The organism is Lewinellaceae bacterium, from assembly GCA_020636105.1.
Classification (GTDB): domain Bacteria; phylum Bacteroidota; class Bacteroidia; order Chitinophagales; family Saprospiraceae; genus BCD1.
Map to the genome: position 1 here is coordinate 4552860 of JACJYL010000001.1, position 24757 is coordinate 4577616.

21 protein-coding genes are annotated in these 24757 nt (G+C 43.5%); 9 read left to right on the top strand and 12 right to left on the bottom strand.

What is annotated here, in order from left to right; genetic code table 11:
* Nucleotides 1-175: 175 nt before the first annotated feature.
* Entirely contained in the window at nucleotides 176-1390 is a 1215-nt protein-coding gene (locus H6571_16985) for an ABC transporter permease (GenBank protein ID MCB9325436.1), read from the bottom strand.
* Nucleotides 1391-2007: 617 nt separating this feature from the next.
* Here H6571_16985 and H6571_16990 point away from each other — a divergent pair.
* The 3 genes from H6571_16990 (at nucleotide 2008) to H6571_17000 (ending at nucleotide 3870) form a co-directional block, all read left to right on the top strand.
* Entirely contained in the window at nucleotides 2008-2772 is a 765-nt protein-coding gene (locus tag H6571_16990) for a hypothetical protein (protein ID MCB9325437.1), read from the top strand.
* 68 nt (nucleotides 2773-2840) lie between these two features.
* Entirely contained in the window at nucleotides 2841-3470 is a 630-nt protein-coding gene (locus H6571_16995; protein MCB9325438.1) for a Uma2 family endonuclease, read from the top strand.
* Nucleotides 3471-3510: 40 nt separating this feature from the next.
* The gene (locus tag H6571_17000; GenBank protein MCB9325439.1) at nucleotides 3511-3870 is read left to right on the top strand and encodes a cupin domain-containing protein; all 360 of its coding nucleotides are present in this window, start codon (nucleotides 3511-3513) and stop codon (nucleotides 3868-3870) included.
* A 78-nt stretch (nucleotides 3871-3948) separates the two neighbouring features.
* Here the strand turns inward: H6571_17000 and H6571_17005 are convergent, their stop codons facing one another.
* Both H6571_17005 and H6571_17010 read right to left on the bottom strand, forming a co-directional pair.
* On the bottom strand, nucleotides 3949-6942 hold the full coding sequence (locus tag H6571_17005; GenBank protein MCB9325440.1) for a M56 family metallopeptidase: 2994 nt from the start codon (nucleotides 6940-6942) through the stop codon (nucleotides 3949-3951).
* The gene (locus H6571_17010; protein MCB9325441.1) at nucleotides 6939-7301 is read right to left on the bottom strand and encodes a BlaI/MecI/CopY family transcriptional regulator; all 363 of its coding nucleotides are present in this window, start codon (nucleotides 7299-7301) and stop codon (nucleotides 6939-6941) included. The genes H6571_17005 and H6571_17010 overlap by 4 nt, the downstream gene beginning before the upstream one ends.
* Nucleotides 7302-7466: 165 nt before the next feature.
* On the opposite strand from H6571_17010, the gene H6571_17015 reads away from it, so the two are divergent.
* Nucleotides 7467-8129 (top strand): YqaJ viral recombinase family protein, encoded by a 663-nt coding sequence (locus H6571_17015; protein MCB9325442.1) that lies wholly within the window; start codon nucleotides 7467-7469, stop codon nucleotides 8127-8129.
* Nucleotides 8130-8144: 15 nt separating this feature from the next.
* On the opposite strand, the gene H6571_17020 is transcribed toward H6571_17015, so the two are convergent.
* Genes H6571_17020 through H6571_17035 form a run of 4 tightly spaced genes read right to left on the bottom strand, consistent with a single transcriptional unit; the run spans nucleotide 8145 to nucleotide 11037 of the window.
* Nucleotides 8145-8477, bottom strand: a complete 333-nt coding sequence (locus H6571_17020) for a hypothetical protein (GenBank protein ID MCB9325443.1) — start codon at nucleotides 8475-8477, stop codon at nucleotides 8145-8147.
* On the bottom strand, nucleotides 8441-9013 hold the full coding sequence (locus H6571_17025) for a site-2 protease family protein (GenBank protein ID MCB9325444.1): 573 nt from the start codon (nucleotides 9011-9013) through the stop codon (nucleotides 8441-8443). Before H6571_17025 ends, H6571_17020 begins: the two co-directional genes overlap by 37 nt.
* Entirely contained in the window at nucleotides 9010-10110 is a 1101-nt protein-coding gene (locus H6571_17030) for an MBL fold metallo-hydrolase (GenBank protein ID MCB9325445.1), read from the bottom strand. Before H6571_17030 ends, H6571_17025 begins: the two co-directional genes overlap by 4 nt.
* Nucleotides 10111-10128: 18 nt before the next feature.
* Entirely contained in the window at nucleotides 10129-11037 is a 909-nt protein-coding gene (locus H6571_17035) for an SDR family NAD(P)-dependent oxidoreductase (GenBank protein MCB9325446.1), read from the bottom strand.
* Between the two features lie 306 nt (nucleotides 11038-11343).
* Here H6571_17035 and H6571_17040 point away from each other — a divergent pair, with 306 nt between their 5' ends.
* Nucleotides 11344-11562: a hypothetical protein gene (locus tag H6571_17040; protein ID MCB9325447.1), complete on the top strand. Its 219-nt coding sequence runs from the start codon at nucleotides 11344-11346 to the stop codon at nucleotides 11560-11562.
* 89 nt (nucleotides 11563-11651) lie between these two features.
* Here H6571_17040 and H6571_17045 read toward each other — a convergent pair whose 3' ends face one another.
* The 5 genes from H6571_17045 to H6571_17065 all read right to left on the bottom strand — a co-directional run bounded on the left by H6571_17045 (nucleotide 11652) and on the right by H6571_17065 (nucleotide 20127).
* Nucleotides 11652-12335, bottom strand: coding sequence for a Crp/Fnr family transcriptional regulator (locus H6571_17045; protein ID MCB9325448.1), 684 nt, complete (start codon nucleotides 12333-12335; stop codon nucleotides 11652-11654).
* 550 nt (nucleotides 12336-12885) lie between these two features.
* Nucleotides 12886-13788, bottom strand: a complete 903-nt coding sequence (locus H6571_17050) for an OmpA family protein (GenBank protein MCB9325449.1) — start codon at nucleotides 13786-13788, stop codon at nucleotides 12886-12888.
* Nucleotides 13789-13835: 47 nt separating this feature from the next.
* Complete coding sequence (locus tag H6571_17055; GenBank protein MCB9325450.1) at nucleotides 13836-16778, bottom strand: serine hydrolase; 2943 nt, start codon at nucleotides 16776-16778, stop codon at nucleotides 13836-13838.
* Nucleotides 16779-17114: 336 nt separating this feature from the next.
* Nucleotides 17115-19088, bottom strand: coding sequence for a glycosyltransferase family 39 protein (locus H6571_17060; GenBank protein ID MCB9325451.1), 1974 nt, complete (start codon nucleotides 19086-19088; stop codon nucleotides 17115-17117).
* A 31-nt stretch (nucleotides 19089-19119) separates the two neighbouring features.
* Nucleotides 19120-20127 carry an amidohydrolase gene (locus H6571_17065; protein MCB9325452.1) on the bottom strand — a complete coding sequence of 336 codons (1008 nt, stop codon included), beginning with the start codon at nucleotides 20125-20127 and terminating at the stop codon, nucleotides 19120-19122.
* 307 nt (nucleotides 20128-20434) lie between these two features.
* Here H6571_17065 and H6571_17070 point away from each other — a divergent pair, with 307 nt between their 5' ends.
* The 4 genes from H6571_17070 (at nucleotide 20435) to H6571_17085 (ending at nucleotide 23806) form a co-directional block, all read left to right on the top strand.
* A complete protein-coding gene (locus H6571_17070) occupies nucleotides 20435-20776 on the top strand; it encodes a PadR family transcriptional regulator (protein ID MCB9325453.1) in 342 nt (113 codons plus the stop codon).
* A gap of 24 nt (nucleotides 20777-20800) precedes the next feature.
* A complete protein-coding gene (locus H6571_17075; protein MCB9325454.1) occupies nucleotides 20801-21496 on the top strand; it encodes a PspC domain-containing protein in 696 nt (231 codons plus the stop codon).
* A gap of 26 nt (nucleotides 21497-21522) precedes the next feature.
* Nucleotides 21523-22374, top strand: coding sequence for a hypothetical protein (locus tag H6571_17080; GenBank protein ID MCB9325455.1), 852 nt, complete (start codon nucleotides 21523-21525; stop codon nucleotides 22372-22374).
* Nucleotides 22375-22909: 535 nt separating this feature from the next.
* Nucleotides 22910-23806 (top strand): T9SS type A sorting domain-containing protein, encoded by an 897-nt coding sequence (locus tag H6571_17085; protein MCB9325456.1) that lies wholly within the window; start codon nucleotides 22910-22912, stop codon nucleotides 23804-23806.
* Nucleotides 23807-24757 lie beyond the last annotated feature (951 nt).

Genomic DNA, 24757 nt, shown 5'->3' on the forward strand with positions numbered 1-24757 from the left:
CCTTTTCGATTAAATAACGCGGTAAAAATAAATTTACACTTTTACCACTCCTCCGCCCCGGCCCTAAAGCGGAGCCAGCGCAGAAAAATGTAAATTTATTTTTGAACCATCCCTAAATTCTATATGCTACAAACCAGCAACGAGTAACCAGCAACCAGCAACGAGTAACCAGCCTCTACTCCTCTCTCATCATTGCCGGAACCCGCATGGCCCTTATTGCCGGGGCAATGGATACCAACAGGCCTATAATTCCCACGATAAAAGAGACGATGACGAAATCGAATACGTGCATACTCATGGGGTAGGCCTCAATGACGAAGTCCCCCGGAACACTAATGATGCCTATGGTTTTCTGCAGGTAGTAAATTGCCCAGGCGAGGATAAATCCTGACAGTATTCCCAGGCCTGTAAAAAGGATGCCTTCGAAGAGGAAGATATTGCGTACCAGGGTGTTGGTTGCTCCCATTGATTTGAGGATGGAAATATCTTTTCGTTTTTCCAGCACGATCATCCATAAAGCACCGATCATGTTAAAAGAGATCAGGAGCATCATCAGTCCGACGATGGCAAAACTCAGCCATTTTTCGACTTGCATGAGTTTCAGGAAGGATTCCTGTTGCTGGTATTTATTTTTTACGGTATAATCGGGGCCCATTATTTTTTCAATGGATTCCAGGGTTTCCGGAATGTCGAACCCCGGGGCCAGTTTGAGTTGCAGCGAGCTCACTTTATGACCAATGCCGAGTAGCTCCCGGGTAAAATCGAGGGAAGTAAAAATGTATTGGTTATCGAATTCCTGCTGGATCATAAAAGTCCCTGAAGGATAGATAAAACGTTTGACAAACATAGGCTCAAAAGGGCCAACTTTTTTACGCTTGGGCATATATACGTTGATGGCGCTGAATTCATCGTTGATGTTCACTCCGAGTTTGTTGCGCATTCCTAACCCCAACACGGCATGATGATGGCCGTCATAAACCTTAAAACTGCCTTCCCGTACGGTGGAGTCTATGCTCAGTACATGGGTGTAGTTTTCATCCACCCCAAACAAAACCCCGATGGCCGTATTGTCCTTATATTCAAAAACGGCCACTTCTTCCATGGTCTCTGAAACATGCTCGACTCCTGGCACCGCCCTGATGCTTGTTAAAAGGCTGTCGGAGGTCTCGAAAAATTTCCCCTTGACCAGGGCAATTTTCACATCAGGATTGAAATGACTATACATTCCGGTGATGAGATCCTCAAAACCGTTGAAAACGGAAAGCACAAGAATGAGGGCAGCGGTGCCCACGGAAATGCCGAAAACAGCAATACCGGTGATGATATTGATGACGTTGGTGGACTTCTTGGCAAAAAGATAACGTCGCGCGATATGTAGTGGCAGATTCATTGCGGGTAAAGTTAAGCAAACCCGTTAAAATGATAAATTTAAAATGATAAATTAAAAAATTGAATTAGCGTTGTGGTATTGCGGAGCCACCTGAGGTATGAAGCAGGCTACAAAAATTAAAAAAATAATATTCACAGATTTGAAGGTTCATTGCGTTTTTAATTTTTCACGAATTTCCATTACCAATTTGCCTAAATTATTTTCTCCCTCTCTTTTTTTCAAGTCCACTCCCCAAAAAGTGTCGCCCCAATAATTTCCTTCTTGAATGTACATGCCGACAGTTTCTAAAAGTAGCGTCCTAAATGGCTCTTGACTGTATTTTTGAATTAAACACTCTTTCTTTCCAGTCTTTACTTTTTGAATATATATTCATTTTGCATCAATTTTGGTTCCCTAACCGAAAACCCACGAATCCATAAACCCTGACTTGCCGTGATTAGTTCCCGCCTCTTACTGAAAAAAATTATCTGTTCTCCTGGTTAGTGCTTCATAAACGATTGCAATCGTTTACAACCGGCTACAAACGACATTAACCGGCTATTCTACGACTATTTTCTTGGACGACCCATATTTTTGTGGCATTAGATTTTTACCCATTTTTTAATCCAAAAAACAATATGATGGAAAAAGAAAAAGCAATTTTTATCCTGGATGCCCTGGCTTCCGGTAGTGTGCCTCAAACCGGCGAAGTATTAAAAGGACATCAAATTTTAAAAGAAGAGGAGGTCGTTCGGGCATTGCAGGAAGCGGTATTGACCCTAAAACTTGCCAATCGCCAAAAAACATATGGCCCGGTCCACCTGGAAGAGGAAAAGATCGTCGAGGTCATGGCGTTTTTCTTCGGGATCGAAAGAAACCCCAATCCGCACCGGCTGGCTCAGTTTTTTACAGGCAGCCAGGCAGTTAAACAAGAAGAACTCCGAAAGCATCCTCTTTTCGGAAACCAAAGCCAATACTGCCGATACGCTCAACTCAAGGATCATTTTTTGATCTATTTTGAGGAAAACCCGGAAATCGTCCGTCGGTATTTTGTAGATGAAGCAGCCTGGAAGCAGGTGTTGTATTTTCAAAAGAAGTCTTTTAATCATTTGACCGAGCAAGAGGCGGCAGAGATAAAGTCGTCAATCGGGAAAATCCCTATGGCCAAAAGAGGAAAACTCTCCCCTGAACTGAGGGAAATAAGAGCGCGCTTCCCCCGGTCGCACGAACCCTGGTCGTTGGAAGAAAAGGCATTGCTGGGGGGAGCTATTGCTAAGACCAATGACCTGTATTTTTTGTCGGAATGTTTTCAACGGGGTAAAAATGCTATTGAAATTTGCGGACAAAAACTGATTTATAGCGACGAGGTTAAAGTCAGTCGTGTTAATGTCACGGCCGCCTGACGGTAGGGGGCTGAAGCAACTATTTTCAAAAATTCGTATATTGCATGACTTCACCAGCGATAAAAAATATGCCAGAAACAGAAGTCATCAATAATCCGATCACCGTGTGGATGAATTACGGTCCGATAACATTGCACAAGCCAATGTCACGGGAGGAGTTCATTGCCTTGTCCGACCGCTTCCCGGAGTGGCAAATGGAAAGGGATCAAAGCGGGAAAACCATTATTATGACCCCTGTAAAAAAAGGTTCCGGAAAAAATGAAATTACCGTTTCCGGGTATTTGTTTATTTGGTATTTAAAACATAAATCCGGAGAAATCTTCAGCCCTTCCACCGGTATTGAATTGCCAGACGGTTCTATCCGATGCCCTGATTGTGCATGGGTTTCCGGGGAGCGACTGGCTACCGTACCGGAATCATCTGACGAAGATTTTTTGAAAGTCGTGCCTGATTTTATTGTGGAAGTCCGCTCACAATCGTACGACCCGAAAAGGCTCCAGGATAAGATGACCCAAACATGGATGGCCAATGGCGTTCGACTGGGATGGCTCATCGATCCATACGAGGAAACGGTAAATATCTACCGTTCAGGAAAGTTTGTTGAAGTAGTAAACGGTTTCCAGGGACGGGTGCTCAGCGGGGAAGACGTGATGCCGGGGATGGAATTGCCTCTTGATGATTTGAGGCGGGAAAAATAGACTTATCTTTGAACCAATATCAATCATAAAATTTTAAAAAATGGAGCCACAAATCCTGCCCACCCGGGAGGCTGATGAATACTATTCCGAAGAACGTTGTTTTATTCTTGAATTGTTCAATCAACCGGGAGGAGTGGCATCCATCGCCAGGGCCAGGGTTGAACCTGGGGTGACGACTGCTTTGCACGCTCTTGATGGTTTGGAATGTTATTACCTGCTTTCCGGCGAAGGCAAAATGGAGATCCATGGAAAAACCGCAGGTAAGGTTAAAGCGGGGGATACGGTGGTGATTCCGGCCAATGCGCCCCAGCGCATAACGAATACCGGACAGGAAGATCTCGTTTTTCTGTGTTTTTGCGCTCCAGGGTTCATGCCTGAAAATTACCGTTCTTTGGAATGAAAAAAGGTAGCGGGGATCGGGTGATTTCACCCGAACCCCGCTACCTGTAACAAAACCACTGATTTCAGGCCATGAAAGTTAATCCATTGGATGGATTTTGAGTTCAATGTATTTTTCAAGGCTCAATCCTTTTTTACCTTCTGTTTGCTTCTGCTTGATATATTCAGCCGTGATATCGTGTATTTTGGCTTGAACGAACTCTTCCATTGTGGCCTCTTTAAACCCTAAAGCCTTTATGGAACTGATATATTCAGGCGTGACATCGTGAATGGTGGCCATGATGATGTCCTCGGCGGATAAATTTTTAAATCCCAGCGATTTGAATTTTTTGATATCCGAGGGTTTGACATCGTGGATGGAAAATTGCGTGATCTCCTCCATCGACATTTTGCCCATGCCTTCTTTTTCAAAGGATGCCAGGTATTCCGGGGTAATGTCAAATATGGTTGCGGCGACAATGTCCTCAGGAGTCATATCCCTGAATCCCATATTCTGAAAAGCCTTGATATTTTCGGGTTTCACATCGTGAATGGCAAACTGGGTGATTTCTTCCATCGACAATTTACCAAGGCCTTCTTTTTCAAAGGATGCCAGGTATTCAGGCGTGACGTCATGGATACTGGCGGCGACGATATCCTCAGGAGTCATATCCCTGAATCCCATATTCTGAAAAGCCTTGATATTTTCGGGTTTCACATCGTGAATGGCAAACTGGGTGATTTCTTCCATCGACAATTTACCGAGACCTTCTTTTTCAAAGGATGCGAGGTATTCAGGCGTGACGTCATGGATACTGGCGGCGACGATATCCTCGGGAGTCATATCCCTGAATCCCATATTCTTAAAAGCTTTGATATCCTCGGGCTTTACATCGTGAATGGCAAACTGGGTGATTTCTTCCATCGACAATTTACCGAGACCTTCTTTTTCAAAGGATGCGAGGTATTCAGGCGTGACGTCATGGATACTGGCGGCGACGATATCCTCGGGAGTCATATCCCTGAATCCCATATTCTTAAAAGCTTTGATATCCTCGGGCTTTACATCGTGAATGGCAAACTGGGTGATTTCTTCCATCGACAATTTACCGAGACCTTCTTTTTCAAAGGATGCGAGGTATTCAGGCGTGACGTCATGGATACTGGCGGCGACGATATCCTCAGGAGTCATATCCCTGAATCCCATATTCTTAAAAGCTTTGATATCCTCGGGCTTTACATCGTGAATGGCGAAGGCAACGACCTCTTCAGTCGAAAGGTTAGTGAAACCCTCATCCTGCAGACTTTTCACATAAGCAGGGGTTACATCATGAATGGAAAGGGCGGCCACCTCTTCCCAATCCAGGTCAGTGAGCCCGAGTTTTTGCAACGATTTGACGTATTCCGGTTTTATCTCGTGGATTTGGATGGTCATCAGATCCTCAAGGGTAGGTTTTTTGAAACCAAATCCGGAAAATGTTTCATAGTTTTTCTCCAGCACCTCCTGTTTCATTTCAAAATGACCCAGCGCCAGGAGGTCGTCGCCATCAAAGTCAAATTTCTCTTTTTTAAGATAGGCCAGGTAGGCTTTGTTGATGTTGCCAAAAAAACAATGGAACAGGAAATCTTCATCGTCACCGAGGTACCCTTCCTCTTTCAGGTAGGCCTTAAAGGTTTCGTTTTCGGTAAAAGCATAAGTGCCTTCTCCTTCTTTTCCGGTAAATATTCCTTTGAAACTGATGGATCCAGCCTCGCGTTCCAGTTTGAAGGAATTCAATGTATTGGTCAGGCTCGGTGTAAATTCACTGGCCTTGAAGCAAGTTGATTTTTTCCAGTTTCCATTGAAATCCTCGGAGGGCGCTTTAAATGTAAAACAAACTTCAGTGTTTTTGATCTTAGCTGTCCAGTGACCAGTGGAAAAGCGGTCCAGGCTCAGGTTGTATTGCTCTGCAATGGATCTTGCCGTTACAGGTTTCGGGTTGTTTTCTGGTGTTGTGTGCAATCCGGGGATCTGGTCTACGGATTGGAAGGCATCGGCTTGTGGAATTTTTGCTGAAAGTTGATTGGATGTTTCAGCTGTTTTTATGGCGTTTAAGGTAGCTACTGAAAATCCGAATAATGGGATTAAAAATAAGTATTTCCAACTCGACCGATAGGATGATTTCTTTGAGTTCATCATAAAAATTCGTTTTTTTAAAATGGATTGATTGTAATTATTAGTCAGGTGAAGCGCATGTTGCGGTACGGCTACCCGAAGCAGGTTCATCTGGTAGGATTCCCTGTTGGTGCCTTTATGCAACATTTGCTTATCGGTGATGTATTCGAGATTGTCTGCCAGAGCTTTCCTGTGAAACCATGCAAAGGGGTTGAACCATTGCACCACGACCATTATTTCGGCAAGGATTATATCAATGCTGTGTCCCTGCCGTACATGAATTTTTTCATGTTCAAGGATCTGCTCGTAGGTTTCCCAATCGTATTTTTCGGGATTAATAAAAATACTACCCATGAAGGAATAAGGGGCTTCGTCTCCCCTGAGTTCAACAATGCGGATTTTTCCATCGAGGATATAGGGCAGGCGGTACTTCTTGTAAAGAAGTATGCCTAACTGGATCAGGAAATTCATCAAAAAGACGACAAGTCCCGTAAGATAGAGGTATTGAACCAGGGTGATCCAGGAAATTTTCCATTTTTTCGGAACCGATGTGTATGGTGCCGGACTACTGGCTTTGACCAGGGAATCACCTCGTTCCACCACCGCTGTTTTTTTCATTGAAATATTCTTTTGGGGAACCTTTTCCATGGCGTTGGAAGGTGTTTTTGATTTTTCTTTGACATTCAGCTGAGGCAACTTGAGGTCCGGTTTCGGACTGGTTGCCTTGTTTTTGCCTTCAAATGCAAAAACGGTTTCCTTCCCCGATCTCAAAGACCATTCCTGAGGGATCTGTAAAAATGGCAGCGAAAAGGCTAAAACAATGCTCCCGGTAAGCACCCATCGGTTCAGTTGAAAAAAAGTTTCCCTTTGAAGAAAGACTTTATAAAAAAAATAGGAAGCGGAAACCAGAATGGTCACATGGAATAAGTAAAACATCATGATTTTTTGTTTTTGATCATTTTGAGAATTTCATCCAGTTCGTCTTCACTGATCTTCTCCTCTTTGGCAAAATAGGCTATCATCTTTTTATAGGAATTATCAAAATAGTCCCTGATCATGTCTCCCATGGCACTGTTCTGATAAGTCTCTTTTTCGATCAAGGGGTAGTACTGGTAGGTTTTGCCGAAACTCTTGTGTCCAATGAATTTTTTGTCCTCCAGGATTCTGATGACGGTCGAAACCGTATTGTAATGTGGCTTGGGCTCCGGAAGCAGATCAACGACCTCTTTGACAAAAGCCTTTTCAAGTTGCCACAAAACCTGCATGATCTCCTCTTCTCGTTTCGATAATTTTTGCATTGTTCCAATTTTGAATCAAATGTAAACTATATTTTTAGTTAAATCAACTAAAAATATAGTTTTAACTAAAAATATAGTTGATAGTAGATGGAAACTATGTGCCCTATGCCACTATGTGTTAAAAAAACCTATGTGTTTTAAAAACAAATACCCAACTTTACACCCATGAACCGAAACTACATCACCCCTTTATCTCCAGAGTGGTATAGCGCGCGCTCCGGGAAATTCACTGCCTCTGGATTTGGTAATTTAATGACCGCTGCCAAAGGGGAAGGTTTTTCCAATGCTGCAATGCAATACATTTATGAAAAAGCCAGGGAGAAGATTTCAGGAGGAAATGTAAAATCGTTGATCACCAAACCGATGAAATGGGGCACTCGTATGGAAGCCCCCGCCCTTACCGTCCTGGAGCGTTATCTGGGAATGAAGATCCAGGAATGTGGACTGCTCATTCACCCCCGGGTGCCTGAAGCCGGCGCAACGCCTGATGCCCTGGTTTTGGATGATTCCGGAAACGAATATGCCCTCGTGGAAGTAAAATGTCCTTACAATCAAAAGGTACACCTCAAATATTACAACACGATAAAATCGGGAGAAACCTTAAAAAGAATAGTGCCGGGCTATTATTGGCAGATTCAGGGTTCGCTTTGGGTTTTTGATTTGGAACGGTGTTATTTTGTGTCCTTTGATCCCCGACGGCTGGATGAAAAACGCTTGTTGATAGCGGAAATAAAGCGGGATGAAAAGGATATTGCCCGGTTGGAAAAAATGGTTTTGACGGCCATTGAAACCAGGGATGAACGAATAAAGGCTATCCGAAAAGGTTGACAAAGGCCTTTCTTTTTATACCTGGGCTCGGAGCCGGTCTATTTCGGCGTTCATTCCTTTCACAAGGTTGGAAGGCATTAGTCTGGCCACTTCTGTATATTTTTCTTCCACTGCTGAATCAGCCTTGCCGTGTATTTCTAAGTGGTAACAAATTAGGTTAAACAACCCGAAGAAACGTACAAAAGGCATATCATCCATGACCATGATTTCAATGTCTTTTGGGGATACATTTTTGTAAGAATTGTCCAGGGCATATTGTCCCATTACCCGTAACATGGCGACCTCAACTTCCTGATCTTTCCCGGGAGTGGTCAGCCGTTGGTATCTTTTGCGGTCAGAAAAGAACATCCCTGTTTTGGAGGGTATGGTGGTGGCAAAACTATTCCCAAAGACATTAGCCCGCCAGCATAGAAAATAATGTCAGAAGGAGAACCTGACAGCAGGGATAAACCCATAAATAAAATGGCGAAAAGCAAGGAAGATAGCGGGCCGGCTAATATCAACCGGGCAAATTTTAAAGGGTTGTCAGGATCGTCTTTCACAGGAGAAGTGGCTGCTACCCCTCCATATAACCCCAAATTTTTATTAAAATAAACCTTGATTCCGTCTGTTTCCCTTTTGATTCCCAACGGGCCCACAACGAACAACTGAAATTGAAATCCCTGAACCAATCCCGTTATTAAATGGCCCAATTCATGAACACCCAGGCTCACGAAAAACATGACAAATATCCCCAACAACATGATGGTCCTGCCTTGAATCGTTTTGGGTTTTTCATTGACAAAGTACCCGATGTTTTGCAGCAGGTAGAAAGTGAGGAACAATAATCCCAGGAATACGATTACCTCAATGACAGTTTTTGTTTTATCCTTTTTCGTGGTCATTTTAAGTTGGTGTACCATCGTTTTGTTCCAGGTTCCTGTCCCATTGTAATAACGGCGCCAATTTCCGGGGTAAAAACAGGAAGCTGCTTTTGATCGGCTGCCGTTACAAACCTTTCCACGGGTTCTTTCCAGGCATGCATGGCCAGCGCAAATCCACCCCAATGGACAGGTATGGCCATTTTGGCTTGTGCATCGATAGCCGCCTGTACACTTTCTTCAGGAAATAAATGCAATTGATGCCAAAGATCATAATACTGACCACATTCCATAAAAGCCCAGTCGAAAGGCCCCAATTTTTCCGTTACCGTTTTAAAATGATCCCCATAACCTCCATCGCCACTCCAGTAAATCCTGTGTTTTTCCTCTTGGAAGACCCAGCCACCCCAAAGGGATTTGAAACGGTCTGATAATCCCCTGCCGGAAAAATGCTGTGAGGGGGTAAAGGTGATTTTGATGCCTTTGAAATCCAAATCCTGCCACCAATCGAATTCAGTGATCTGACCGGCGGCCACCCCCCATCGTTCCAGGTGCCTGGAAACACCCAGGGCAACAAAGTAAGTATCTACCTTGCCTTTTAGTTTTTTAATGCTTTTATAGTCCAGGTGATCATAATGATCGTGGGAGATCAGCACGGCATCAATAGGAGGCAAATCATCAATGAGGTCGAGGGTGTTTTCACTAAAACGTTTGATGCCTGACAGGGCAATAGGCGAAGCATTGGGGCCAAACATGGGGTCGATCAGGAGGTTTTTGCCATTGATCTGAAGCATTAAAGTCGCATGGCCATACCATACGAACTTGGGTTTGTCGCTGTTGGCTGAAAATGCCTCGGCATCAAAAGGCGTAACGGGAATGGGAACCTCCGGTTCTCTAGCATTCTTTTTAAAAAAACGTTCCCGAAACAGCCCGGGAAGGGTTTTGAGATTGACATCCATCTGAATGGGGTGGAGGTTGTCAAAAATTTTACCGTTCCACTGTTTTGATTGTTCCAGGGCACGCTTTCGACTGCGGGTCAGGGGCCCTCCAAACTGTGGATTGAGCCTGATATACAATCCTGGCGTTATTGAAATAGCCACGAGGCCGATGAGCCACCACATTAGCATAACGTTTCTTTTTTAAAGGTATTTAATGCCCGTCAATTCCTGTGAGACATCCCACAGTCTTTTTGCGATATCTTTGTCAGACGAATAGGTGCTTGAGCTCACCTTTCCGGGAGCCCCCTTCATCTCTCTGAACCCTGTTGGACCGAAATAATCGCCTCCTTTTACATCTTCTCCAAGGGCAGCATACAGAGAAGGGAGTGCCGCTTTTTCGGGAGCATGCATAAAAAACGGAAGCAATAAACTACCGATCACTTTAAACCATGCGGGGGCATATTGGCTGAGGTTGGTATTTGAAACTCCAGGGTGTGACGCCACGGAGATCACCTTGCTTCCTTTTGCTTCCAGCCTTCTTTGCATTTCATAAGCAAACATAAGACATGCTACCTTACTTTGGCCGTAGGCGGTCATTTTAGAATAGCTTTTTTCACTGTTCAGGTCATCAAAATTGATGACACCATTCCTGTGGGCAATGCTGCTGAGGGTGACGATTCTTGAGGACGCTGTTTTTTCAAGCAAAGGCATTAATAGCCCTGTCAATAAAAAATGGCCTAAATAGTTAACCCCTATCTGGCTTTCAAACCCATCCGTTGTTTTTGAAAATGGCGGAATCATGATTCCGGCATTGTTGATTAATAAGTCTAGCCGATTGTATTTTTCCTGAAAGGAGGAGGCGAAATTTCTGACTGATTCCAGGTTACCCAAATCGAGTAAAATGATTCCAAGGTCGGCACCGGGCACTTTTTGCAAAATTTCTTTACGGGCGTTTTCGGCTTTTTCCTTATTTCGGCAAGCCATGATTACCTTGATTTGCTTTTTCGCCAGTCCAATGGTTGTTTCATATCCCAAACCAATATTAGCACCGGTAACGATGGCGATACTGTCTTTTTTAGAGGGGACTTTATTAAGATCAAATGAACTCATAATAGTATATTTTATGCTTAACGTTTTAAAAGGTATGGTTTTATATGTTTTTAAGAACATTATAATCTGCTTCAAGTTCAATTCCAAAACGTTTCGCCAATATTCTCAGGGATTTATTTTTTCTAGCGGGGAAAGCGATTGTAGTTTAGTATGTCCAACCTCACAGAAAACCATATTTTAGCTCACTACCGAAAAATGGAATTAATGAATATAATTGAACAACTTGCACATGAATTAATTCCGTGTTGCAAAAAATGTGAGTGATACGGATCGTGCGTTTTGATTATGTTTTTTAAATCAATAGTCATGAGATACAAAGAATTCTTTATCAGAACTGGTTTTTTCCTGCCGGCCGTTGCCTTTTGTGTTTTCGTTTTTATGATGATTTTCGGCATTATTTCCAGCATTTTTGGAGCAGGATCCGTTTTTTATTGTAGTGTGTTCTGTAAGATTGGAGTGTCTACCCTCATTACTGCTTTGATTGCAGTAGTGGCTTGTCAGGCCTGGTTTTGCAGAAAAAGTTAATGAATTTAAGCCAAAAGGTCTATGGACGATTTGATGCATAAAAGTAATGAGGAGAGTAGAATAATTTTGGCAGAAGAAAAATGGCTGCCTTATCCGGTTTCCGAAATCCGCTCAAGTTGTTCTTTGTTGAGAATAGAAATGTGCTTTTTATCGATTTTAATAATTTGGTGTAGGTCAAAATCTGAGAGTATCCGCGATACCGTCTCCCTGGAAGTTCCCGTGAGGTCACCCAATTCAGTCCTGGTTAGAGGGATTTCATAATGGTCACTTTCAAAGATGTTTTCGGAGAAGAATAGTAAAGCTTCGGCAATTTTGCCGTTTCCTTGTTTTTGAGCCTGGTTGATGCACTTATTGAAATTGAATAATTCATCCCTGCAGAGCTCTAAAATAATCTCGTAGGCAAATGCCCCGTTCTGATGGATGAATTCCTTGAAGATGTCAGCCCCGATAAAACAAACGCTGGTTTCTGAAATGCAGGTCACTGAGTAGGGGGTGACTTTCCCTCCTACCGTGGCCGGTATGCCCAGGTAACAGGGCCCCTTGGCAATTTTAAGGATTTGCTCCCGCTCCGGGCCCACCATATGGACTTTAACCAGGCCTTCCCTGATGTAAACAATGTTAAATGAAAGCGAATTCTGGACCAAAATCCTTTCCCTTTTCCGAAAAACAACCTGGTTGCAACTGCCGCCGAGCATTTTAAGTTCATCTCGTTCAAGTTTGCCTGCTGCCGGTGATTTATGTTTGCAATGATAACAAATATCTATATCCCTCATAATAAAATTTAATTGAGGATACGAATGGTTTTTTCCATTCGTATGACTAAAAATGGCAATAGTCAGCGCGTAGATTCTGAAAGGCCCCCAGATGGGTTAAAGCAGTGTCTTTAATGGTGTTCTAAAATGATAAAGATACGAAATATTTGACAAAAATGCTGAGAAAAAGGAACGGTTTTGAAGGGTTTTTTCCTCCATGTATTTAGGCGTAAAAATAAACGGTGGACTGCCCTGTATTCGATCCTGGGAGCAGGTTTTTTGAATGGTGGGAAATGAAAATAATAGAACATTTACTGATCCGGTTTTTAAATTTCGGATGTTATAATTCCGCGAAAATAAAAAAATCCCGAACCTTATCTGTTCTGATAAAGTTCGGGATGCTCATGTTTCCTGGAGTAAATAACTATTTAATCCAATTGGCAATAAATCCTCAACCTGGCAATTTTCAAACTACAAATACCAATTCTCAAAGGGCTTCTAACCGAAAATCACAAATTTGAGGATTGTAATTTGTAGTTTGAACTTTTCACAAATTGCATAGAAATCTGTGTTATTTGGGTGCCTTTTCCGGGTTCAACAGGTCGTAAAACTGGTTGAGTTTAGGCATAATGATGATCCTGGTCCGGCGGTTAGTGGCACGGCCTTCGGCAGTATCGTTGGAAGCGAGCACATTGTATTGTCCGCGTCCCGCGGCGATCAGCCTGTTTGGATCGATATTGAATTTACCCTGTAAAACTCTAACCACTGAAGTGGCTCGTTTAACACTGAGGTCCCAGTTGTCCTGAAGGCAGTCGTTTTTAATCGGCACATTATCGGTATATCCTTCCACCATGACTTCAAGATCGGGGCGGGAATCGATGATTTGTGCAATTTTCCCTAGTACTTCATTGGCTCGTGGTGTGATATCGGCACTGCCGCTTTGGTAGAGCATCTTATCGGAAAGGTTGATGAATACGACCGTCTTATCCACTTTGACTTCCACATCTTCGTCTTCGATGCCTTTCTGAAGCACTCCTTTCAGGTTGATGGCCAGGGCAAGGTTGATGGAGTCAGCCCGTGTTTTGGCCGCCTGGATGAATCGGATGTATTTGTCCTTTCCTTCCAACTGGGCTAGGGTTTCCTTAATGTTGTCACTGGCTGATTGTGACAGAGTGGTCAATCCTTCTACATGCCCTGCCTGCATGTCACGTTGTTTTTTCAGGTCTTCGATCAGGAATTTTAAATCGTTGACTTGTTCTTCCCTAATTTTGAGGGTACTTTTCAGTGTAGCCCTATCCTGATCACATGCAGCCAAACGATTCATATAATCACTCAAGCTTTCTCCACATTTCCCCAGGTCTTTATTGGCCACCTCAAATTGATTTTCCAAATCGAGGTACTTTTTTTTGGTCACACAGGATGACAGTGCGAGAGGTATGAAAAGAAGAATAAAAAATTTTAATGTTAATTTCATAATCGGTGTTTTTATTTTTAATTAAATATTTTGACCTAAATGATAGATTAATTCAACGATTCATAAAAAATCGTTTGAATCTTCGGCCGGATATCCATCTTATTTATTTTATAATTCCGCATACTTGGAAAAGTGCGGTTCGATAAAAATACGTAGATAATATTCGTTTCTGGGTCTGCCCAAACAGCCGTTCCGGTAAAACCGAGGTGACCGAAAGTTTGTGCAGAAGCCATATCTGATAAGGGCGATCTGGCGTCCGGATCAAGCTGGGGCATATCGAAGCCGATACCTCGTCGGGTATCCAGATTATGGCGTGTCGTGAATTCTGCTACTGTTTTTTCAGCGATAAAAGATTGTCCGGCATATTCTCCCTTCCACAGCAGCATTTGCATGATTATGGCCAGGTCTTCGGCACTGGCGAATAAACCAGCATGGCCACTTACTCCTCCCATCATAGCAGCTCCCATATCATGAACATATGCATGGACCTCTTGGTTGCGCCAGTACTTATCTTTTTCAGTAGGAACGACCCTATCGAGTGGAAATTTTGCTTTTGGATTGAAACAGGTTGATTGTAAGGATAACGGACCGTAAAATTCTTCCTGCACATATTTATCCAGGGTTTTACCGGTTCTGGCTTCCGTGAGCATGGAAATGAAATAAAAACCCAGGTCGCTGTATTTGTAATCTCGTGTTTTGTTAAGATCCGAGTCGATGATTCGCTGGAAGATAGTATCCGGGTAGTCGTTCCTCAGGAATACATTGTCGGCTACCTCAATGCTGAATCCTTCACTTTTTTCCGTACGGTAGAATTTTTCCGACAACCGGGGATGTTTTCTCCCCTCGAGGGTTTCCTTGTAAAAAGGGATCCAGCTTTTTAGCCCTGCATGATGTGCCATCACATCACTGATAATGAGGCCCGCTTTGTTCGTACCTTTCAATCGGGGCAAATATTGCCCGAGACTGTCATTCACATTTATCAGCTTTTCATCTTCCATTTTCATCACAGCAATGGTTGAAGCGGCTATTTTGGTAATGGAGGCCAGGTCAAACAGATCGGTCGTATGCATCTTCACCCGTTTTTCATAAGTGTGATACCCAAAAGCTTCCTGGTAGATGATCCTGCCGTCTTTGGCGGCAAGCACAACACAGCCGGGAAAGGCTTTTGATTTAATGCCTGCTTCTGCCAGTTTACGAATTTTATTCAAACTGTCGGATGACATGCCAACACCCTCAGGAAGCGAAAATCCCATCCTGAACAGGTTCACGGTTTCCAGGCCGGTATTGAAGGCACTCTTTTTAGAAGCCGTTACCGGCAAGCGTCCTCTCAAAGGTACTCCTCCGAACAATGCCTGGGCGGCGGCATCCTGAACCATAAGTTCATCTTCATAGGCTTCCAGTACCCAGTCGGCATCATCGAAAAATTTTAAACTGTAGGGCGTTCCGAATACCACCACCACCACTTTGGTAAACCGGCGCAACTCGTCAATAAAGTTTCTTTCGTCTTTTGTGATGCCATAATCCTTTCCGGCACTGCTGCTCATTTCATGTAATCCAACGATTACGGCATCTTTGTCTTTCAGTTGCTCAATCAGGAAATCGCGACGATCCTCGGGAATACTGGATTTGTTCTGAAAGTGATCCATTTGGGTGTAATTGTCCATACGTGCCTGGAAGGGCGTTTTTTTAGTCGATCCCAGGCTTATTGAAGCCAGGTTCAGGTTCTCCAGTTCCTTAAAAGGGATCATACCGTCTTTGTTACGCACCAGCGTCAAAGCATTTTCGATCAGTTTCTGTTTGAGCGCCAGCGCTTTTGGTGTGTTGAGATCAGCCCGGACGTTTGCTGTATCCAATGGGGCAAAGGAAGTCAGTCCGAGGCGGTATTTGGCGCGAAGCACTCTTTTGACGCTATCATCCACCTGTTTTTGATCCAGTTTGCCGGTTTTGATATAATTTTTGATCTCGCGTATGGCTGCGCCCATATCTTCAGGAAGGAGCAGGACATCATTGCCGGCGAGCAGGGCTTCGGCTTCAACTTGTCCGGGACCAAAGTATTTGGTGACCCCTTTCATTTCAAGGGCGTCGGTGAACAGGAGACCATCGTAACCGATTTCATTTCTCAGCAGGTTGGTAACCGTATTTCTTGATAATGTGGTCGGCCTGTTGGGGCGTTTTTCCAGGGCAGGTACCTCCAGGTGGGCGATCATCATGCTCCCGATGCCTTGTTGGGCGAGTATCCTAAAAGGGTAAAGCTCCACGCTGTCCAGTCTGCTCCGGGAATGGGTGATTTTAGGCAAATCAAGGTGAGAATCAACATCTGTATCACCGTGGCCGGGAAAATGTTTGGCACAGGCCATGACTCCATTCTCCTGCATGCCTTTCATATACATATAACCCTTCACGGCAACGTTATCGCGATCTTCTCCGAAGGAGCGGGTATGAATGACGGGGTTGGCCGGGTTGTTGTTGACATCCACCACGGGGGCAAAATTGACGTGAACGCCTACCCGCTTCAACTGCCGGGCGACCTCGGCTCCAAAGTCATAAATCAGATCATTGTCACGAATGGCGCCGAGCATCAATTGTTTGGGGAAACTTATAGTAGAGGCTTTCATACGCATGCCCAGTCCCCATTCCCCGTCGATCGAGATCATTAAGGGTAAGGGGCTCGAAAGAGCCTGGTAGCGGTTGATCAGCTCGACCTGCTTCTCCGGGGTGCCCTGGAAAAAACACAATCCACCGACTTTATATTTTTTAATAATGGCTTCAACCTCAGCAATGTGTTTGGAACCCAGGTCTGAATGTGCACGGATACCGAATAATTGTCCCAGCCTTTCATCAAGGGTCAGGCTATTAAACACCGAATCTACCCACATCTTTTCCTTTGGATCCGGTTTGGGAGGAAACAATCGGGGTTCGGGGCTTTTGTTAAAAGAATCTACTGTCGTGGTCAGGCATATGCCAATGATTAAAATGAATAAGCGTTTCATGGAATCTGGTTGCTTGTTACTGGTTACTGGTTACTGGTTACTGGTTTGTTTTTTTGGTTGTTTCGTTTTGAATGGTAATGGTGCAGCAGGAGACTGAAAACGAGTTTCGGAGTCACCCTGCAATTTAAAATATTTTTAGGCTTCTCAAAATCCCTGTCAGAGGTTTGATAAAAATAAATTGATCTATTTGCCGCCGCTTCCCCCGTTCCTAAAGAGGAGTCATCCCCAAAATATCTCAATTTATTTTTAAAGTGTTCCCTTGAGACGTTTTATGCCTCATCATCTTACTTTAACCTTTAGTCTTTTACCTTTAGTCTTTTACCTTTAGCCTTTTCATCACCTGTTCTCACCCCTTTTTTGGTCAATTTCAGGATCGAGGGTTCTGGCTTTAGTTATATACGTATTTCCCAGCTCATTGTTGCCTGCGTTAAGATAAGCAATGCCCAGATCAAACCAGGCGAATGCGTTTTCAGGCTCAAGTTGAGTGCATTTGGTAAAATACTCAATGGCTTTTTCCTTATTGCCTCCCATACCGTAAGCGACGCCCATCAGGCGAACGGTGGCATATTCATTGGGATCCATTTCGTAGGCCTTTGATAAATAGGTCAGCGCCTGATTAAGATCTCCTTTTTCCTTGCCAAAGTACTCACCAGCTTCACGGTAGGTGATGGCCAGGTTTTTGGTGGCATCTTCGTATCCAGGGTCCAGCTTAAGTGCATAGGTGTAGTCCGCAATGGCTTTATCGTATTGTTTCAGCCAGTTGTAGCAGTTGCCCCTGATGAGGAAGGCATTTTTATAAGTAGGATGTATTCTGATAGCTTCGTTCAAATGCCCCACGGCTTCGTTCAGCATGGCATTTTTCTTTTGTTCATTCGGTTCAGTGCTTGCGCGATTGGATAAGGCTCCTCCCGCGGCGTTCTGCAATTTAGCACTATTTTTGGAAACTTGCACGTCTGTGGTAAAAAGGGTGAAATTATCTTTCCAGACTTGATTTCTATCGTATGTTTTCAACGCAAATAGAAGCGTAATGGCTCCGATAATGATCAAATATGGGTTGGAGGCGGCTTTTTTTGTCAAGGTAAAAAGCAGGTAGCTGATGCTTATCGCAAACCCGACGGAGGGCATAAACATAAACCTTTCCGACATATTCGTTCCTACCGGGAAAACGATATTGGAAACGATGGAAAGGGTGATAAGGAAAAAGGCCACTCCAAAGGCGACCGGGCTTTTTTTGCGCCAGCCCAGGATAACGACGGCAATGAGCCCGAGGTATAAAATCAAAGATCCTAACACCATTGGATCACCCCAGTTGCGAATGCCTACCTGGTAGGGGTAATAATCGTGGGTCAACGGATGAGGAAAAATGAGCAGTTGTACATATTTTCCCAGGGTGAACATGATGGTGGCGAGTTTTTCGGCTGCGGAGAAGGCCACCCATTTTCCACCGACCAATTTGAGAAAGGGGTTGTTCATAAGCTCCCCTGGAGGATCCCCCAAAGTCCACCCAAGGATGCTGCCTCTCAAGGCAAGAAACACCACCGTCGCGGCCAGGAAGGGCAGTATGTTCAGAACGATCTTATTTCCTTTTTCTTTAGTAAAAAAATAATAGGTCATAGGAATGACAGCCAGGAAGGTGATGGTGTTCTCTTTGGAAAGCAATCCCAGGAAAAAGATCACACCTGCTACAATATGCAGGACTTTCTTTTTTTCAAAATAAGCGCGGAACGACAAATGCAATGCCAACAGGGAAGCAAAAAGTGCGATGATCTCATCCCGGCCTTTGATGTTGGCCACCGCTTCGGTATGCAAAGGATGAGCTGCGAAAAGCAAACTGGCTCCCAGGGCGATCATGAGCGCGGCCTCGCGTTCTTCCCGCCGACTGAATAATTTCAATAGCAGTAAAAATAAAGTGACCACCGTAAGTCCGTAATAAAAGGCATTCATCACGTGGCCGATCCATGGTTTCTCGCCGAAGATTTGGTATTCAAGGGCAAACATCACAGGAGTCAGAGGCCTGTAACGACCACCGGCCACTAGTTTGTCTTTGCCTTCTTTTTTGAAAAATCCGTAGAAAGTATCGTATTTCAGGAGTCCGGGAATGCCATCGATGCCTTCTTTGGTAAACATGTTGTCCGTAATGACAATGGCGTCATCCTGGGCAAAATCATGGTTAAAAGTATTGGCGTACAAAAGAAATCCAAAGGCAAATAAAATGGCTATGTATTTCCAGGGCATCACTCCGGAAACAGGAATATTGGTTTTCGGTGCCGGTTTGCTTTTGGGTTGCTGTTTATTTTTTTGCTTCGACATTATAGTAGTTGGATTTAAAATTCCTGTAAAGCTACAAAAAAGCACTTTTTTTGAGCTTCAGCCAATCCAGAATATTATTGCAGAAAATATCTTCGACGGTTGATTCCGGCAATCCCATGGTTTCAATGAAGGCCCCTATTTCGAGATCGCCAAGAGGGAAAGGGTAATCGGATCCCAGGGTTACCTTTTTCGGGCCGGCAGTTTTGAGGATGTATTCGAGCATGGCTTCATCATGGGTAATGCAGTCGACCCAGAATTTACCTAGATACTCCCTTGGGTTCACGGGGTTGTCAATGGCCACCAGGTCGGGGCGGCAGTTGAAACCATGTTCTACCCGGCCAATGGTAGGCAGGAAAGAACCTCCTGCATGGGCAAAACAAACCCGAAGTTCCGGCAACCGTTCCAAAACTCCCCCGAAAATCATGGAGCAAATGGCCCGTGAAGTTTCGGCGGGCATGCCGACCAGCCACGGCAGCCAGTATTTTTCCATGGAGTGGAATCCCATCATATTCCAAGGATGCACAAAAAGCGCCATGTCGAGGTCCTGCATGGCTTTGAGAATGGGGAAGAAATCTTCTTCGTTCAGGTTTTTATCATTGATATTGGAGCCAATCTGTATGCCCACCAGCCCAATCTCCTTACATCGTTCGAGTTCCCGGATGGCCAGCGCTGCATCCTGCATAGGGAGTGTGCCCAACCCGATATAATTTTTGGGGTGGTCCTGTACGGTTTGGGCAATGTCGTCATTCAAAAACATGGAAAGCTCAAGACCGTCTTTAGGTTTCGCCCAATAGGAAAACATCACGGGGATGGTACATACCACCTGGACCCGGGTGTTATGGGTGGCGTATTCGTCGATTCGCTCTTCTGCATCCCAGCAGTTTGATTCGATCTCCCGGAAAAACTTGTCTCCTTTCATCATATTGGCAAACCCGGGTTTGTGGTGCACGAGGTGAATGAAGTCACCGTAACCGAATTTTTCACTGAAACGGGGTAACTTTTCAGGAATGATGTGGGTGTGCATGTCAATTTTAAGCATGTCGGCAGTGGTTTTATCCCGTAAACATACTTCAAAAAAAACAGCCTTCAAAACTCAATTGCCCAAAGCGTCCATTTTAAAAGCCGGGCTTGCCGGGCGGACGGGAGTCCGCCACCTTTGACGTTGCCGACAGGATGTCGTGACGAGCAGAGCGGAGCGCAGTGGTGATCCATTTCAATTCATTTGCGATATTGAAAAGACCTTTTAAAATGTAATTCGTCGAAAAAAACTACATTTTTGTCAATAATACCTGCTCATTTAGGTACTTGGTGTTGCATAGTACCTACAGAGGATTTATATTTGTGGTATGAAATCGAAAGAATTAGATAAAACACGGACGCAGATGAAGCGGGGAGTACTTGAAATGTGCATCCTGTCCATGATAAGCGAAAAGGAAACTTATGGCCGTGAGATCAACGAGCGGTTGAAGGATTCTGACCTTGTGGTGGTAGAGGGCACGCTGTATCCTCTGCTGAGTCGATTGAAGAAAGCAGATTTGCTTGAATATAAGTGGGAGGAGTCCACTTCGGGGCCTCCGCGCAAGTATTACAAGATCACGCCCAAGGGGGAGGAATTCCTGGGGGATTTGCTGAATACATGGGGGAGCCTGGTGGATGCGGTGAGCAGGATGACGCAACAAAATTATTAGAAAAAAAATTAAACTCAACACAAAATGAATAAGGTTTTCACGGTCAATCTTGGAGGATATCCATTTACTATTGATGAAGATGCTTTTGAATATTTGGATAAGTACCTAAAAGCCATCCACAAACATTTTAGAGGCGGGGATGGATACGAGGAAATTACCGGTGACATAGAATCCAGGCTTGCTGAACTGTTTCAGGAAAGCTTGGGAAATCGCCCGATTGTTACTATTAAAGACGTCACCAATGCCATTTCCACGATGGGTAGCCCGGAAGATTTCGGAGCGGATACGCTGGAGGATGAAACCATGTCATCCGGTAAAAGTGACTTTGTCTTCAAAACAGGTAAGCGATTGTTTCGTGACCCTGAAGAGGAAGTTGTTGCCGGTGTTTGTTCGGGGATAGCTGCTTATTTTGGCATAGCTGACCCGCTTTGGATCCGTATCGCTTTTATCGTTTTCACCCTTTTCGGAGGCTCCGGAATTTTACTGTATGCCGTACTTTGGGCTATTTTGCCTAAAGCCGAGACCGCAGGGGATTACCTCGCCATGCGTGGTGAGCCTATCAATGTGGACAATATCAGCAAGATCATCAAAGACGAATTTGAGAATTTGTCAGAAAAAGTTTCTGAATTCGGAGAGGAGTTTGGATCAAAAAAAAAAGTCGCGGAGAAAAGGAAAAAGGTGATGGAACAACTCCCCTTAAGAAATGGGTTTCTATTCTAGGCAGTGTATTGCTCACTATTGTTTTAGTGCTCCGAAAGGTGCTTCCGGCTGTTATTAAAACGATTGGGATTGTAATTATCGTCGGTCTTGCTGTTTCGTGGTTCGCGCTGCTTGCAGCCATGTTCTACGGGTCTCCTTTCCTCGATTTTGTTTTGCCCGGAAGAGCTTTTTTCTCCTACCTCGGTGCTTTTAATTTATTCATGATTATCGGAATCCCACTTTTTTCTATTGTTTTGGGGATTTTGCGAATGTTTTTTCAGACCCGGCTGAGTAAGGGATGGAGAACGGCTCTGGGCATTTTCTGGGGGATCAATATTGCGGGATTCTTTTTGTCTGCCGCTTTGGTGGGGAAGGAATTTGAGTTTGATGGAGCGGTTACCAAAGTGAATACCCCACTTGATATTACATCGGACACCCTTGAGGTGAGTATGTTTTCAAAGGATTATGATACGCTGTTTGGTATTGATGACGATCATGTGAAACTTACTGAAAACGAATTCGTCTTTGATAATATAGCTGTTTCCATTAAACGTGCGGAAGGATCGGAATTTGAATTCATACAGGTCAATGAAGCTCGTGGGATCAGTACCCAACTTGCCCAGGAGCTTGCAGAAAATATCGAATTTGACTATCGCATTGAAGGCAGCCATTTGTTCCTGCCCGCATTTCTTGAGGTGACCAAAGCCGAAAAATTCAGAGTGCAGGAGGTTAATGTAACCTTACTCATTCCTGAAGGTAAATTCATCAGGATTCACAGAGACGTAGCGCGTCACCAGGGAGAAATTCAAAAGAAGGATACTGAAAACTCTGTTTGGGCCAGTGACGGGAATGTTTGGGTCATGGAGGACGAAGGGCTGGTTTGTGTGGATTGTGATTAGGGGCTTGCTGGTTGCTGGTTGCTGGTTGCTTGAGGTGACATCTTCGCCGGGCTGGCTACCTGTGGAGGAAAAGGTGTCATCTTTGCTGGTTACTTGTTACTGGTTTCTGGTTGAAGACTAATTTGTATGGAATAAAAATTTGAAATCACCTGACCTTTTTTGGCTGGAAATTACACGATCATAAGAATGTAATTTTCTGAATTTTATAAATTGATTATGTGTTTGCTTACCGGGATCTGTTGATTTCGGTAAGCATTTTTTTTGGGGGGAATAGAACGCGGATGAGACGGATTGAACGGGTGAGGACGGATTTTTTTGTAAGATATCTTGCATGGTGTTTTGATGTTGTTTTTCTTTTGGATAGTATTCCTTATTTTTATTCGGGACTGTTTAAAGTTTCAGGTTCAAAGTTCAAATGGAGCATCGCGACATCCTCGATAAAATTATCGGGATTGTTATTGATTGTCAATGATTTATAGACTCACAAAGACAGTTAATTGAATACTTTCTTTTATTCGATTGAAAACAAATACCAATGAAAAATATTTTACTTACATGTTTACTGTTCCTTTCATCTTTCCCAATTGTTGGTCAGGAATTTTCTTTTCCTCAGGATTCCGCTTCCTGGACGTATGTGCATAGTTTTGATCCCTGGACGATTCCCAATTTTCATACATTTGAAATGTTTGGGGATACAATAATCAATGAACAACATTATAAAAAGATTACCCATTCGGATTGTTGGGGATGGACCACTTCTCAAATTGTCTATGATTTTATCAGGTCAGAGGAAGATCAGGTATTTTTTTTACAAAAAGATTCAACAGAAGAGTTTTTATTATATGACTTCAGTCTTGAAGCGGGGGATAGTTTTTCAATAGAAAAAGAATGTTTGAGTGATTCGGGAGACAGTATTTTTGTTCAATGGGTTGATTCAGTTTTGGTACTACCAGATGAATACAGAAAACAGATTAACTTTAACAATGCTCAATGGGTTGAGGGAATCGGAGTTATTAACCATTTTTTGACCGTAAGTACTGGTTTAGAGTCATTGGACTATTCTGTAGATTTGATGTGTTTTTCAATTAACGGAGAATATCTTATTAATGGAGCCTTTTACTTTAATCCTGATCCGGAGTTTGGTTCAGGGATTCATTTCGGATGTGATGGTGTTATTGATGATGTAAGTAATTTAGATATAAAGAAATCTTTTGTCATTTCTCCCAATCCCTTTTTTGCTGATTTTGAAATACAGTGTGCTGATTTTCACGAAATTCAGGAAATAGATTTGCTTAGTCTTTCAGGTCAATATATCGAAAGTCTGCCCCTACGGCCTTCCCAAAGCCTTACCGGTCTTGTTCCCGGCATGTATATTTTGAAGGTTAAATTGAAAGGGACGTTTTATTTCCTGCGGATGATTAAGTTGTCATGAAAGCCTGGCTTTTAAAATAAAAAAACCGTTAAAACCAGTTGAATCCGTTTGATCCGTGTTCCAAGGATAGTATAGAACGCTGATTGGACGGATATAACGGATAAGAACAGATGAAAAAATCCGTCAAAACCAGTTAAATCCGTTTGATCTGTGTTCCATTGGATAGAACGCTGATTAGACGGATATAGCGGATAAGAACGGATGAAAAAAAATCAGTGTTAACCAGTTAAATCCGTTTGATCTGTGTTCCAAGGATAGTATAGAACGCTGATTGGACGGATATAGCGGATAAGAACGGACGAAAAAAAATCCGTCAAAACCAGTTGAATCCGTTTGATCCGTGTTCCAAGGATAGTATAGAACGCTGATTGGACGGATATAGCGGATAAGAACGGATGAAAAAATCCGTCAAAACCAGTTGAATCCGTTCGATCCGTGTTCCAAGGATAGTATAGAACGCTGATTAGACGGATATAGCGGATAAGAACGGATGAATAAAAAATCAGTGTTGACCAGTTAAATTCGTTTGATCTGTGTTCCATTGGATAGAACGCTGATTAGACGGATATAGCGGATAAGAACGGATGAAAAAAATCAGTGTTAACCAGTTAAATCCGTTTGATCCGTGTTCCATGGATAGTATAGAACGCTGATTAGACGGATATAGCGGATAAGAACGGATGAAAAAAAATCAGTGTTGACCAGTTAAATTCGTTTGATCTGTGTTCCATTGGATAGAACGCTGATTAGACGGATATAGCGGATAAGAACGGATGAAAAAAAATCCGTCAAAACCAGTTGAATCCGTTTGATCCGTGTTCCAAGGATAGTATAGAACGCTGATTGGACGGATATAACGGATAAGAACGGATGAAAAAATCCGTCAAAACCAGTTGAAACCGTTTGATCCGTGTTCCAAGGATAGTATAGAACGCTGATTAGACGGATATA